At 65.3% G+C, this 12,937-nt stretch carries 12 protein-coding genes and 1 pseudogene; 7 read left to right on the top strand and 6 right to left on the bottom strand.

The window, feature by feature from the left end; all coding sequences use genetic code 11:
- Position 1 precedes the first annotated feature (1 nt).
- From mrdA to KDD17_RS00570, 4 genes are read left to right on the top strand one after another with little or no spacing between them, the layout of a single operon-like run.
- Positions 2-1,924: a penicillin-binding protein 2 gene (gene mrdA, locus KDD17_RS00585; protein WP_212704805.1), complete on the top strand. Its 1,923-nt coding sequence runs from the start codon at positions 2-4 to the stop codon at positions 1,922-1,924.
- Positions 1,921-3,060: a rod shape-determining protein RodA gene (gene rodA / locus KDD17_RS00580; RefSeq protein ID WP_212704804.1), complete on the top strand. Its 1,140-nt coding sequence runs from the start codon at positions 1,921-1,923 to the stop codon at positions 3,058-3,060. Before mrdA ends, rodA begins: the two co-directional genes overlap by 4 nt.
- Before the next feature lie 4 nt (positions 3,061-3,064).
- The gene (locus KDD17_RS00575; RefSeq protein ID WP_212704803.1) at positions 3,065-3,475 is read left to right on the top strand and encodes a VOC family protein; all 411 of its coding nucleotides are present in this window, start codon (positions 3,065-3,067) and stop codon (positions 3,473-3,475) included.
- Positions 3,472-4,401, top strand: a complete 930-nt coding sequence (locus tag KDD17_RS00570) for a 2-hydroxyacid dehydrogenase (RefSeq protein ID WP_212704802.1) — start codon at positions 3,472-3,474, stop codon at positions 4,399-4,401. Before KDD17_RS00575 ends, KDD17_RS00570 begins: the two co-directional genes overlap by 4 nt.
- 60 nt (positions 4,402-4,461) lie before the next feature.
- Here the strand turns inward: KDD17_RS00570 and KDD17_RS00565 are convergent, their stop codons facing one another.
- The 6 genes from KDD17_RS00565 to KDD17_RS00540 form a co-directional block, all read right to left on the bottom strand.
- The gene (locus KDD17_RS00565) at positions 4,462-6,480 is read right to left on the bottom strand and encodes a M3 family metallopeptidase (RefSeq protein WP_212704801.1); all 2,019 of its coding nucleotides are present in this window, start codon (positions 6,478-6,480) and stop codon (positions 4,462-4,464) included.
- 32 nt (positions 6,481-6,512) lie between these two features.
- Positions 6,513-7,574: a HesA/MoeB/ThiF family protein gene (locus tag KDD17_RS00560; protein ID WP_212704800.1), complete on the bottom strand. Its 1,062-nt coding sequence runs from the start codon at positions 7,572-7,574 to the stop codon at positions 6,513-6,515.
- A 2-nt stretch (positions 7,575-7,576) separates the two neighbouring features.
- Positions 7,577-8,014 carry a dUTP diphosphatase gene (dut, locus tag KDD17_RS00555; RefSeq protein ID WP_212706102.1) on the bottom strand — a complete coding sequence of 146 codons (438 nt, stop codon included), beginning with the start codon at positions 8,012-8,014 and terminating at the stop codon, positions 7,577-7,579.
- Between the two features lie 20 nt (positions 8,015-8,034).
- Positions 8,035-9,231 (bottom strand): bifunctional phosphopantothenoylcysteine decarboxylase/phosphopantothenate--cysteine ligase CoaBC, encoded by a 1,197-nt coding sequence (gene coaBC / locus KDD17_RS00550; RefSeq protein ID WP_212704799.1) that lies wholly within the window; start codon positions 9,229-9,231, stop codon positions 8,035-8,037.
- Between the two features lie 63 nt (positions 9,232-9,294).
- Positions 9,295-10,104 carry a ChaN family lipoprotein gene (locus KDD17_RS00545; protein ID WP_212704798.1) on the bottom strand — a complete coding sequence of 270 codons (810 nt, stop codon included), beginning with the start codon at positions 10,102-10,104 and terminating at the stop codon, positions 9,295-9,297.
- Positions 10,101-10,934 (bottom strand): RNA polymerase factor sigma-32, encoded by an 834-nt coding sequence (locus tag KDD17_RS00540; protein ID WP_431358134.1) that lies wholly within the window; start codon positions 10,932-10,934, stop codon positions 10,101-10,103. The genes KDD17_RS00545 and KDD17_RS00540 overlap by 4 nt, the downstream gene beginning before the upstream one ends.
- Before the next feature lie 75 nt (positions 10,935-11,009).
- Between KDD17_RS00540 and cobU the strand changes: the two are divergent.
- The 3 genes and pseudogenes from cobU (at position 11,010) to KDD17_RS00525 (ending at position 12,907) form a co-directional block, all read left to right on the top strand.
- Positions 11,010-11,593 (top strand): annotated as a pseudogene (cobU, locus tag KDD17_RS19200) (bifunctional adenosylcobinamide kinase/adenosylcobinamide-phosphate guanylyltransferase).
- Entirely contained in the window at positions 11,590-12,171 is a 582-nt protein-coding gene (locus tag KDD17_RS00530; RefSeq protein ID WP_212704796.1) for a histidine phosphatase family protein, read from the top strand. The pseudogene cobU and the gene KDD17_RS00530 overlap by 4 nt, the downstream one beginning before the upstream one ends.
- Before the next feature lie 58 nt (positions 12,172-12,229).
- Entirely contained in the window at positions 12,230-12,907 is a 678-nt protein-coding gene (locus KDD17_RS00525) for a glutathione S-transferase (RefSeq protein WP_212704795.1), read from the top strand.
- The last annotated feature ends 30 nt before the right edge of the window (positions 12,908-12,937 follow it).

Raw genomic sequence — 12,937 nt, 5'->3', positions numbered from 1 at the left:
GATGAGACGCAGCAGAGCCGAAAAAGAGGCTATTCACGGCAAGCTGAGCCGCCGCGCCATCCTGCTGGGCGGTGCGCAGCTGTTGTTCATGGGCGGGCTGGCCGCGCGGATGCGGTATCTTCAGGTCGATCAGGCCGATCAATTCCGTCTGCTGGCCGAGGAAAACCGCATCAACATCCGCCTGATCCCGCCAAAACGCGGCGAGATTTTTGACCGTAACGGCGTGCAGCTGGCGCAAAACGTGCCCAGCTACCGCATCGTGATGGTGCGCGAGGACGCAGGCGACGTCGAGGACGTGCTCGACCGCCTGGCCACGCTGATCGACCTCACCCCGGAAGAGCGCGCCGATGCGCTGGCCGAAATCAAACGCTCCGCCCCGTTTCTGCCCGTCACGATCGCCGAGGACGTCAGCTGGGACGCGGTCAGCGCGGTGTCGGTCAACGCCCCCGCCCTGCCCGGTGTCTCGCCCGAGGTGGGCTCGACCCGCGTCTACCCGCGCGGATCGGATTTTGCCCATGTGGTGGGCCGCGTCGGGCGCGTCAGCCAGAAAGACCTCGACGCGTTGGAAGACCCCGACGCGGTGCTGCGCATCCCCCGCTTCAACATCGGCAAGATCAACGTCGAAGCCCGCGAGGAAGATCTTTTGCGCGGCGCGGCCGGCACCAAACAGGTCGAGGTCAACGCAACGGGTCGCGTCATGCGCGAGCTGTCGCGCCGCGAGGGGCAATCGGGCGCCGATCTGCAACTGACCGTCAGCGCCAAGCTGCAAAACTACGTGCAGGCCCGGCTCGAAGGCGAAAGCGCCGCCGTCGTTATCCTTGATTGCGAAAACGGTGACGTTGTCGCCAATTGCTCCGCCCCCTCCTACGATCCGAACCTGTTTATCGGCGGGATCAGTTCAAAGGATTACGACCCGCTGCTGCAATCGAAATACCGACCCCTGGTCAACAAGACCGTGCAAGGCGCCTACCCGCCCGGATCGACCTTCAAGATGATGACCGCCATGGCCGCGATCGAGGAAGGTATCGTCGGCCCCGATGAGACCGTCTATTGCCCCGGCCATCTGGAAATCGGCGGTCGCCGCTTCCACTGCTGGAAACGCGCGGGCCACGGCTGGGTCGATCTGGAAACCTCGCTGAAACGCTCCTGCGACGTCTATTACTACGATCTCGCCCTCAAGGTCGGGATCGAGAAGATCTCGGCCATGGCCCGGCGCTTCGGGTTGGGCGAACGGCATGATCTTGCGCTCAGCTCGGTCAATTCCGGGCTGACCCCCACCAAGGATTGGAAGCTTCAGAACCGCGGCGAAAGCTGGGTGATCGGCGATACCGTCAACGCCTCCATCGGGCAGGGTTTCATGCTGGCCTCCCCCATGCAGCTGGCCGTGATGACCGCGCGGCTTGCCACCGGGCGCGCAATTGCGCCGCGGCTGGTGAAATCGGTCAACGGGGTGGAACAACCGATCCTTGGCGGTGGCCCCCTGGGCATGAACGAAAACAACCTGCGAAAGATGCGCAAATCCATGTACGCCGTCGTCAACGACCGGCGCGGCACCGCCTACCGCAGCCGCATCATCGCCGACGGGCTGCGCATGGCGGGCAAGACGGGCACAAGTCAGGTGCGCTCGGCGGTGGTCAACAACAATGAGGTGCCGTGGGAGCAGCGCGACCACGCGCTTTTCGTCAGCTTTGCCCCCTATGACAATCCACGCTACGCCTGCGCCGTGCTGGTCGAGCATGGCGGCGGCGGCTCCACCGCGGCGGCCCCCATCGCGCGCGACGTGATGTTGCAGGCGCTCTACGACGGGGAACCCCCGCTTGAGGCCTATCCAACCGCCGACCGCGCCCGGATCAAGATACAGCAAAGCCGCCTGCGCGACGTCAAACCACAGGCGCGCATTGCCAAGGGCAAGGATCAGGCATGAGCTATCTTGAATCCACGGTCAAACACGTCCCCTCCGGATTTCGCAAGATCCTCTACCTCAACTGGCCGTTGATCCTGTTGCTGGCGGCGGTGTCGGGCACCGGTTTCCTGATGCTTTATTCCGTGGCCGGCGGAAACCTGTCGACATGGGCAGAGCCGCAGATGAAACGCTTTGGCGTGGGGCTGGCGTTGATGATCGCCGTGGGCCTCGTGCCGATCTGGATGTGGCGCAATCTGGCCGGTGTGGCCTATGGCGTATCGATCATGCTGCTGATCGCCGTCGAATTCTTCGGCGCCACCGGCATGGGCGCGCAGCGCTGGATCGATCTGGGCTTCTTCCGCCTGCAACCATCCGAGCTGACCAAGATCACGCTGGTGATGTTTCTTGCCGCCTACTACGACTGGCTTCCCGCGAAAAAGACCTCGCGTCCGCTGTGGGTGCTTCTGCCGATCCTGATCATCGTGCTGCCGACGCTGCTGGTCCTGCGCCAGCCCGATCTGGGCACCGCGATCCTGCTGCTGGCGGCGGGGGGCGGGCTGATGTTTCTGGCGGGTGTGCATTGGGCCTATTTCGCCTCCGTCATCGCGGCGGGGGCCGGGCTCATCGCGGCGGTGTTCCAGTCGCGCGGCACTGAATGGCAACTGCTCAAGGATTACCAGTTCCGCCGCATCGACACTTTCCTTGATCCAAGTTCCGATCCGCTTGGCGCGGGCTATCATATCACCCAGTCCAAGATCGCGCTTGGCTCGGGTGGCTGGACGGGCCGCGGTTTCATGCAGGGCACCCAGTCGCGACTGAACTTCCTGCCGGAAAAACACACCGACTTCATCTTTACCACGCTGGCCGAAGAGTTCGGCTTTATCGGTGGGATCTCCCTGCTGACGCTCTACGCGCTGGTGATCGTGTTCTGCGTGGTCTCTGCGGTGATGAACCGTGACCGCTTCTCATCGCTGCTGACGCTGGGGATCGCGCTCAACTTCTTCCTGTTCTTTGCGGTGAACATGTCGATGGTCATGGGCCTCGCGCCCGTCGTCGGCGTGCCGCTGCCGCTGGTCAGCTATGGGGGATCGGCGATGCTGGTTCTGCTGTTGGCCTTCGGCCTCGTGCAATCCGCCCATGTCCACCGTCCGAGGTAGCCCCATGTCGATCTTTCACTTCGCCTTCAACGTCAGCGACCTTGACGCCACGCGCGCCTTCTACGGCGGGCTTCTGGGCTGCACGGAGGGGCGCAGCACCGACACCTGGGTCGATTTCGATTTCTTCGGTCATCAGCTTTCGTGTCACTTGGGCCCCCTGATGGCCGTCGAAAACACCGGGCGCGTGGGCGATCACATGGTCCCGATGCCGCATTTCGGCGTGGTGCTGGAATACGACGATTGGCGCGCGCTCGCAGACCGGCTGAGCGCCGAAGGCGTCGCATTCGAGCTTGAACCGCAGACACGCTTTCCCGGAGAGTCCGGCGAGCAATCGACAATGTTCTTCCGCGACCCCTCCGGCAACCCGATCGAGGTGAAGGGCCTCGCCTCCATGGACCGGGCATTCGCGCGATGATCAACGTGCTATTCGCAGCGACACCCGCGCGCTGGGACAGCTACGAAGCGCCCCTGCGCGCGGCCCTGAACGACGCAGGGATAGACGCGCATCTGGCGCAGGACATCCCGCCCGCGGATGTCGATTACATCGTCTATGCGCCCAACAGCCCGCTACAGGATTTCACGCCCTACACGCGCGCCAAAGCGGTGCTGAACCTCTGGGCCGGGGTGGAAAAGATCGTGGGCAACAAGACGTTGCAGATCCCGCTCGCCCGAATGGTCGATCCCGGTCTGACGCAAGGCATGGTCGAATGGGTGACGGGCCACACGCTGCGCCATCACCTTGGCATGGACAGCCATGTCGTCAATCCGGGCCACCAATGGACGCCCAAGGCGCCGCCGCTGGCGTCCGAACGCTCGGTCGTGATCTTCGGGCTGGGCGCGTTGGGGCAAGCCTGTGCGCGGGCGCTGGTCGGGCTGGGTTTCCGCGTGTCCGGCTGGTCGCGCAGCGCCAAGACGCTTGAGGGCGTCGATTGCCTGCACGGCGACGCGGGACTGCGCGATGCGCTTGCCCGCGCCGAAATTGCCATTGCGCTACTGCCCGACACCCCCGCCACCGAAAACACCTTTGACGCGGGCGCCTTCGCGCAGATGCCGCGCGGTGCGTTTCTCATCAACCCCGGACGCGGGCCACTTATCGACGATGATGCCCTGATTGCAGCGCTGGACAGCGGGCAAATCGCCCACGCCACGCTGGACGTCTTTCGCGTAGAACCACTGCCCCGGGACCATCCGTTCTGGGCACATCAGCGGGTGACGATCACGCCCCACATCGCCGCCGACACCCGCGCAAGCACCGCCGCGCGCGTGATCGTGGAGAACATCCGGCGCGGCGAGGCGGGCGCGCCTTTCATCAACCTTGTGGACCGTGATCTGGGCTACTGACGCCCGCACCGCTGACCGGAATTTTGCAAAATTCCGGACCGAATTTTTCAAAAAATTCGGCTAGGCGGCCAGCCCGCGCCCCTTCAGCAACGCCTCGACCCCCGGCAGACGGCCCCGGAACGCGACATAGAGCTCTGCCGCATCGGCGCTGCCGCCGGTCGACAGGATATGCTCCTCCAGCGCCGCCGCACGTTCGGGGTCGAACGGGCCGCCCGCGTCCTCGAATGCCTCGAACGCGTCGGCATCCATCACCTCCGACCACATGTAGCTGTAATACCCGCTGGAATAGCCGTCGCCCGCGAAGACATGCGCAAAATGTGGCGTGGCATGGCGCATCACGATGGCCTCGGGCATCCCGATCCGCGCCAGAACCTCCGCCTGTTTCGCCATCGGATCCTCCGGCACGCCCTCGTCGTGAAACGCCAGATCCACCAGCGCCGAGGCCACGTATTCCACCGTCTGGAACCCCATGTCGTAGGTCGCCGCCCCCAACACCTTGTCGAGCAGCTCCTTCGGCATCGCCTCGCCCGTGCGCGCGTGGGTCGCGTATTCGCCCAGCACTTCGGGCACCTCCAGCCAATGCTCGTAGAGCTGGCTGGGCAATTCCACAAAATCGCGCGCGACCGACGTGCCGCTGACGCTTTCATAAGTCACATCCGACAACATCTGGTGCAGCGCGTGGCCGAACTCATGAAACAACGTGCGCGCGTCGTCATAGCTCAGCAGCGCGGGATCCGATTTGGCAAAATTGCACACGTTGATGACCACCGGCGCCTGCGCTTGCGGGAATTTCGCCTGGCTGCGCATGGCCGAGCACCACGCGCCCGAGCGTTTGGAGCCGCGCGCGAAATAGTCGCCGATGAACACCGCCACATGCGCCCCGTTCCGCGTCACCTCCCACGCCCGGCAATCGGGGTGATAAAGCGGCACGTCGAGCGGTTTGAACTCCAACCCGAAGAGCCGGTGCGCACAGGCGAACGACGCTTCGATCATGCGATCCAGCTGGAAATAGGGCTTCAGCGCGGCCTCATCCAGATCATGCTCCGCCGCGCGCCGCTTGGCCGAATAGTAATGCCAGTCCCACGGCGCCAGATCATCGTTGATCCCATCCGCGCGCATCATGTCCTGCAAAATGGCGCTGTCGGCCTCCGCCTGCGCTTTGGCGGGCGCCCAGACCGACATCAGCAGATCGCGCACCGCCTGCGGTGTCTTGGCCATCTCTGTTTCAAGCTTGTATTCGGCAAAATTGGCGTAGCCCAGCAGGGTGGCACGCTCCTGCCGCAGCTTGAGGATTTCGGCGGCGATGTCGCGGTTGTCCGTCTCGCCGCCGTTCGCCCCGCGCGAAACCCATGCGCGATGCGCGCGTTCGCGCAGATCACGGCGCGGGGAGGATTGCAGGAATGGCGTGATGAGCGAGCGCGACAACGTCACAACGGGGCCATCCACCCCTTTTTCAGCCCCGGCGGCACGGGCGGCATCGACGACAAAATCCGGCAGCCCTTCCAGATCCGCTTCGGTCAACTCCATGAACCACGACCGCTCATCCGCCAGAAGGTTCTGCGTGAACTGAGTGCCCAGCAGCGCCAGCCGCGCCTTGATCTCTTGCAGGCGGGTGTCCTCGGCGCCTTCCAGCGCGGCACCCGAGCGGACAAAACCACGGTGGGTCAGCATCAGCACCCGCGCCTGTTCATCCGTAAGGTCGAGGGAGTCGCGGCTATTCCAGACCGCGTCGATGCGCGCAAACAGCGCCTTGTTCGACGCAATCGCCGACGAATGGGCCGAGAGTTTGGGCGAGAAATCCCGCTGCATCGCCTCGCGCGCGGGATTGCTGTCGGCCCCCGCCACGGTAAAGAACACGCCCAGCACCTGGTCCAGCTGTCGGCCTGCGGCCTCAAGCGCCTCGATGGTATTGGCGAAGTCGGGCGTTTCGGGGTTCTGGGCGATCGCCGCGATCTCGGCTGCGTGGGCGGCCAGCGCGGTATCAAGCGCGGGGGCAAAATCGTCGTCGCTGATCCGGTCGAACGGCGCCAGGCCAAAGGACGTGTTCCAGGTCTCAAGCAGCGGGTTGGGCGATGTCATGGGCAGATCTCCTTTGCCCTCAACCTAAGCCGTCAGGCGCCCTGCGCAACGGGGGTGCCGCAGGTCGTGCAATCGGGCCGCCGGGTAATGCCGATCGTGCGGTTCTCGCCGTGGAGCGCATCAACGATCAGCATCTGACCGCGTAGCGGCGTGCCAGCGCCCGTCAGCACCTTGATCGCCTCCAGCGCCATCATGGATCCAACGATACCGGGCAAGGGCCCGATCACCCCCGCCTCCGCGCAGGAGGGCACCAGACCCGGTTCGGGCGCTTGCGGAAAGACACAAGAATAGCAGGGCGCATCGCCCGCAGGATCGAACACGCTCAGCTGCCCCTCCCACTGGGTCAGCGCGCCGGATATCAGCGGCACGCGCGCCGCGACGCAGGTCGCATTGACCAGATAGCGCGTGTCAAAATTATCCGTCCCGTCGAGCACCAGATCGTATTCCGCCACCAACTCAGGCGCGATGCTGTCGTCGAACCTGCGATTATAGGGGCGCACCATGACAAAGGGGTTTTGCGCCTCCATCTCGCGCTGCGCCGAGAACACCTTGGGCATTCCGATGGCATCGTCGCGGTGGATCACCTGCCGGTGCAGGTTCGTATTCTCCACCGTATCCGCATCGATCACGCCAATCGTGCCCACCCCCGCCGCCGCGAGGTATTGCAGCACCGGCGCGCCAAGGCCCCCGGCCCCGATCACCAGCACGGACGCATCCTTGAGCGCCTTTTGACCCGCGCCGCCCACCTCGCGCAGCGCGATGTGCCGCGCGTAACGGTTCAGCTCGACATCGGAAAAACGGTCGGGCTGCCCGGCCGGCAGGACAGGCGCGCGCACATCGACGCCGGTGCGCTCCCTGACCCCACGGATCACGCGCGAATACCCCCAGACGGCACCACCCAGCCCCGCAAGGATCAACCACGGCGCCGCCGACCCACCGGTCGCCGCGCGCAGCGGGTTGCCCTCCGGCAGTACGAGGTTCAGGGCGATCACGGCCACCAGCAACAGACCGATCATCGTCCACCGCGCAGGCCTTGGCGTGCCCATCGCCACGCCAAGGCCCCAGATCACCCCGGCCAAGATCAATACCAGCATCGCTACTCCGTTCCGGTCGAGCCAAAGCCGCCCGCGCCCCGCGCCGTCTCATCCAGCGCCTCCACAAGGGCAAAGCTAGCCTGCGGCGCCGGCGCGACCACCATCTGCGCGATGCGCATGCCGTGGGTGATGCGAAACGTCGCATCGCCCGCGTTCATCACGATCACCCCCAGCGGTCCACGGTAATCGGCGTCGATGGTGCCGGGGCTGTTGGGCAGTGTGATCCCGTGTTGCAGCGCAAGGCCCGAGCGGGGCCGGATCTGCGCCTCCCACCCCTCGGGCAGCGCGATCCGCAGACCGGTGGGCACCAGCGCGCGTTGCCCCGGTGCCAGCGTGATCGCCGTCCTGTCAGGCAGGTTGGCGCGCAGATCCGCACCCGCCGCCTGGGACGTTGCATAGGCGGGAAGCTCCAGCGACCGGTCGGCCCCCTCCTCCCACATCAGCCGCACCACGGGGCCGCTCACCCGACCAGCGCCTGCGCGATCCGCTCGGCCAGCTTGCGCGCGACGGCGTCCTTGGCCATGCGCGGCCACGTCTCCGCCCCGGCGTCGGTGATCAGCGTCACGGCATTCTCCGCCCCGCCCATGATCCCCGTCGCGGGAGAGACATCATTTGCCACGATCCAGTCACACCCCTTGCGCAGCCGCTTGGCGGTGGCGTTTTCGATCACGTCATCGGTCTCGGCGGCAAAACCTACAACCAGAGCGGGTCGGCCCTCCGCGCGCTGGCTGACCTCGCGCAGGATATCCGGGTTCTCCGCAAACGCGAGCGTCGGCAAACCGTCCTTTGATTTTTTCAGCTTGCGGTCCGTGGCGGTGGCCACGTGCCAATCGGCCACGGCGGCGGCAAAGACACCGGCATCCACGGGCAACGCGGCCGCGACCGCCGCCTGCATCTCGCGGGCAGTCTGCACGCGCACCACCTCAACCCCTTCGGGCGGAGGCACATCCGCCGGGCCGGTGATGAACACCACCCGCGCGCCCAGCGCCGCCAACGCCCGCGCCACCGCCGTCCCCTGCGCGCCGGACGACCGATTGGCGATATAGCGCACGGGATCAATCGGCTCATGCGTGGGGCCCGAGGTGACAAGCACCCGCTTGCCCTTCAGCGGCCCATCGGCCAGCCGCGCCTCGATCGCCGCCACGATCTCCAGCGGTTCCGCCATCCGTCCGGGGCCGTATTCCCCGCAGGCCATATCGCCCTCATTGGGCCCCACCACGGCGATGCCGTCCCCCTGCAGCGTCGCAAGGTTGCGCTGGGTGGCCGCGTGCTCCCACATCCGCACGTTCATCGCCGGGGCGATCAGCACGGGCGTGTCCGTCGCCAGCAACAGGGTAGAGGCCAGATCATTCGCGTGCCCCTGCGCCATCTTGGCCATCAGATCGGCGGTCGCCGGGGCCACGACGACCAGATCGGCCACGCGGCTCAGCTGGATATGGCCCATCTCCGCCTCATCACCCAGATCAAAGAGATCGCGAAACACCTTCGTCCCGGCCAGAGCAGAGACGGATAGGGGCGTGACGAACTCCTCGCCCGCGCGCGTCAGCACCGGCGTTACCGTGGCGCCGCGTTCGCGCAGACGCCGGATCAGATCCAGCGATTTGAACGCCGCGATCCCGCCGCCGATAATCAGCAGAACATGTTTGCCAGCCAGCATATCGTGCCCCTTCGCCCAATTTGCGCGCAGCATAGGCAGAGCGTGCAAGGCGCGCCAGTGCTGTCAGTCGCGAAAGGCCGCGCAGGGATCGCCGCTGGCGGGCGCGGGCGCATCCAACGTCAGCGATCCGCCCCCCGGCGGCGTGCCGCCAGCCTCCCCCTGCAAGAGCGAGAATACCGACACTTCGGGCGCCGCACGGACCACCAGCGCAGGCGCGCCCCAATCAAGCCGGGCGTGACCGTTGCCCGTAATCACCACCACCGGACCGCCCGTCTCATCGAGCGCGCGCAGCGCGGCATCGGCAAGCGTCATGTCACGCAGACGTTGCGCGTCCACCATCACGGGCAGCATTTCTGCCGGAAGCATCCCGCAATGCGCCGCGTCCTGCCCGGCCTCGCGCTGCGCCTGCTCGGCCTGCGGGGCCGGGCGATCCAGCCCATAGCGCGCCGATAGCGGGTTTTCGGCGAGAGGCCGTTCCAGCGCGCGTCGCACCTGCGCACGCGGCACACCCGCCCCGTAGAGCGCGGCATCCGGCGCGGCGCGGAATATCGGATGATACATCGCAAAATCGGGCCAGCCCGACGATTCCCACTCCAATGCGCCCTCCAGTGCGCGCGCATCCGCACGGTCCTCGCGGGCGCCGCGCTGCGCCTGCCGGGGCGTGAGCATTTCAAACACCAGCGCGCGCGGCGCAAGGGCCGCCACCCATTCAGCCTGCCGCGCATGGTGGTCGGGATTGTCGTGCTGTTCGCCCAGGAAAACGATATCAGCCGCGCGCGCGGTCGCCGGCACCTCGGCCAACAGCGTCTGCGCAAAGAAAAGCGCGGCCCCAAGGACCGCGCCAAATCTCAAAAAACCGCTACCCGTCTTCATCCGAGGAAATGGAACACCTCTTGCGACTGCATCTCAAGCGATTTGCGCATCTTGCCGAACGCCGCCGCTTCCAACTGGCGCACCCGCTCCTTGCTCAGGCTCAACTCCTGCCCGAGGCTTTCAAGCGTGCGGGGCTGATCGCGCAGCTTGCGTTCGCGGACGATGAACTGCTCGCGATCGTTCAGATCGGACAGCGCCGCCACCAGCCAGCCACGCAGCTTTTCCGTATCGTGGCTGTCCTCGACGCGCTCGGCGGCCTGCGCACTGTCGTCTTCCAGCGCGTCGATCCACTCGCGGCCCTCGTCCTCTGTCGACTGGGTCGCGTTCAGCGAATAGTCGGACCCAGAAAGGCGCCCTTCCATCATCTCGACATCGTGCAGCGGTACGCCGATCTCTGTCGAGATCATCTGCCGCAGCTGGTGCTTGTCGAGGGTCTCACCTACCGCGGCGGCTTCCCGCTCCAGCCGCGCCTGAACCCGGCGCATGTTGAAAAACAGGGATTTCTGCGACGATGTCGAGCCGGTGCGCACCATCGACCAATTGCGCATCACGTGATCCTGGATCGATGCCTTGATCCACCACACTGCATAGGTCGAAAACCGAACGCCGCGATCGGGGTCGAATTTATCGGCGGCTTTCATCAGGCCCAGCCCGGCCTCCTGGATCAGATCGTTCATCGGGGCGCCGTAGCGTTTGAATTTCGAAGCCATGGAGATTGCCAACCGCATGTAGGCGGTGATCAAACGATGCAGGCTCTGCTCGCATCGCTCATCCCGCCAGGCGTAGGCAAGCTTGAGCTCCGTCTCCGCATCCAGTAGTTCCGCCTTCATCGCTGTCCGTGTCAGCGAAAAATCTTGCGCCGTTCCTATCGCCATGTCGCTTCCCCTGAGGTTGAGTGCCACCTTATGGTGATCAATTACGGAGTATACGCACGAAAATGCACAAAGGTTCACGAAAGGTTACGAGAAATGTTGTCGAAAGGAACTTTCGTGTTAGGGGGCGCCGCCTCGGGCAAATCGGTATGGGCGGAAAACGTAATTCTTAACAATAGCATAACGGCAAATTACGTCGCGACGAGCACCATTCAGGACGACGAGACTTTTTTTCGGGTTAAAGTGCATAAAGACCGCCGCGACGCCCGCTGGACCACCCATGAAGCGGCGTTTGACCTCGCGCCAATTCTTGAAAATATCCCCCCGAGTCGCCCGTTCTGGTTGATTGCGCGACCATGTGGCTGACCAATCATCTGCTGGCTGAAAACGATCTGGCGGCGGCGCAAGACACGCTGATCGACGCGCTGCGGGCCTGCCCCGCGCCCTGGGTCGTCGTCTCTAACGAGGTTGGCCACGGCATCGTGCCGGACAATCGCCTTGCCCGGCAGTTCCGCGAGGCGCAGGGCCGGCTCAACATCGCGCTCGCCGCCGAAGCCGATCTGGCGGTGATGATCGTCGCGGGATTGCCCGTCGTCCTGAAAGGAGACCTGCCATGACCGTCTGGCACTGGGTGCGTCACGGCCCGACCCACGAAAAAACCTTTGTCGGCTGGCGCGATGTGCCCGCAGATCTCAGCGATACTGCCTTCCTCGCGCGGGTGCGCGCCGCGCTGCCCGGCCGTGCGCTGCTGATCTCTTCGGATCTGATCCGCGCACGCGACACGGCGGATGCGCTGGCCGGCCCCTCGCACACCCGCCTGCCCGACACGGCGGATCTGCGCGAAATCGACTTTGGCGTGTGGGACGGCATGCGCTTTGATGCCGTCGCCGCCCGTGATCCCCGGCTCAGCCGCGATTTCTGGGAAAAGCCGGGCGATGTTCAGGCGCCCGAGGGGGAATCGTGGAACCAGACGCGCGCCCGTGTCGATGCGGTCGTCGACCGGCTCAACGCTGCGCATCCCGATAGCCATATCATCGCCGTCGCGCATTTCGGCGTCGTGCTGACGCAGGTGCAACGCGCCCTCGGTGTGACCGCCTATGAAGCGATGGCGCACAAGATCGACAATATCTCGATCACGACGGTCGCGCATGACGCGGGGGACTGGCGCGTCGAGCGGATCAATCACGTCGCGTGATCCCACCCGGCGCAAAATTGAATTTGTCGCGCGTCCGGCCTCTGCGTAGGGTCACGCCATGACCTATGATCTTTATATCGGTGACCGGCTCTTCTCCAGCTGGTCCTTGCGCGGGTGGCTGATGCTGGAAAAATTCGGCCTGCCCTTCAACGAACACCTCGTCGGCCTTTACGCCGGGACGACAGCCGCCGATCTGGCGCATCTGGCGCCTGCGCGCACGGTCCCGACGCTGCGCACCCCCGACGGGATCGTCGTGGCGGAAACCATGGCCATGGCCGAAACCCTGGCAGAGCGTCACCCCGACGCGGGCCTGTGGCCCACGGATCCCGCCCGGCGCGCCCATGCCCGCTGGCTCTGCGCGGAAATGGCCGCGGGGTTCACCGCGCTGCGGGGCGCCTGCCCGATGCAACTGGCCCATGTCGATCGTGATTTTGCGCCCTCGGACGCTGTGTGGGCGGATCTTGCGCGGATTGAAACCCTTTGGGCCAGCGCGCGGAAAATGGCCGGATCCGGTCCGTGGCTCTTTGGCGAGTATACGCTGGCCGATGCGTTCTACGCGCCGGTTTGCGCCCGGATGATCGGATACAACCTGCCCATCTCGGACGCCGCGCGCCGGTATTGCGAGACAACCATCACCGATCCCGCCTTTGTCGCGTGGCGGGCCGACGGGTTGACGCAAACCTACGATCCCTTCCCCTATCCACCCGCCGGCGCCGCCGATCCCTGGCCTGCCTGACGTCCGTTAACCTTTCTTAAAGATTCCCTG

Source organism: Sulfitobacter albidus, from assembly GCF_018200035.1.
Taxonomy (GTDB): Bacteria; Pseudomonadota; Alphaproteobacteria; order Rhodobacterales; family Rhodobacteraceae; genus Sulfitobacter; species Sulfitobacter albidus.
Note: the sequence above shows the minus strand (reverse complement) of the source record. Positions and strands in the feature narration are given on the sequence as shown.

Excerpts from the sequence above, each read along its gene's own strand:
- mrdA (WP_212704805.1), top strand. The coding sequence starts at position 2 with ATGAGACGCAGCAGAGCCGAAAAAGAGGCTATTCACGGCAAGCTGAGC.
- rodA (WP_212704804.1), top strand. The coding sequence starts at position 1,921 with ATGAGCTATCTTGAATCCACGGTCAAACACGTCCCCTCCGGATTTCGC.
- KDD17_RS00575 (WP_212704803.1), top strand. The coding sequence starts at position 3,065 with ATGTCGATCTTTCACTTCGCCTTCAACGTCAGCGACCTTGACGCCACG.
- KDD17_RS00570 (WP_212704802.1), top strand. The coding sequence starts at position 3,472 with ATGATCAACGTGCTATTCGCAGCGACACCCGCGCGCTGGGACAGCTAC.
- KDD17_RS00565 (WP_212704801.1), bottom strand. The coding sequence starts at position 6,480 with ATGACATCGCCCAACCCGCTGCTTGAGACCTGGAACACGTCCTTTGGC.
- KDD17_RS00560 (WP_212704800.1), bottom strand. The coding sequence starts at position 7,574 with ATGCTGGTATTGATCTTGGCCGGGGTGATCTGGGGCCTTGGCGTGGCG.
- dut (WP_212706102.1), bottom strand. The coding sequence starts at position 8,014 with ATGTGGGAGGAGGGGGCCGACCGGTCGCTGGAGCTTCCCGCCTATGCA.
- coaBC (WP_212704799.1), bottom strand. The coding sequence starts at position 9,231 with ATGCTGGCTGGCAAACATGTTCTGCTGATTATCGGCGGCGGGATCGCG.
- KDD17_RS00545 (WP_212704798.1), bottom strand. The coding sequence starts at position 10,104 with ATGAAGACGGGTAGCGGTTTTTTGAGATTTGGCGCGGTCCTTGGGGCC.
- KDD17_RS00540 (WP_431358134.1), bottom strand. The coding sequence starts at position 10,934 with ATGAAGGCGGAACTACTGGATGCGGAGACGGAGCTCAAGCTTGCCTAC.
- KDD17_RS00530 (WP_212704796.1), top strand. The coding sequence starts at position 11,590 with ATGACCGTCTGGCACTGGGTGCGTCACGGCCCGACCCACGAAAAAACC.
- KDD17_RS00525 (WP_212704795.1), top strand. The coding sequence starts at position 12,230 with ATGACCTATGATCTTTATATCGGTGACCGGCTCTTCTCCAGCTGGTCC.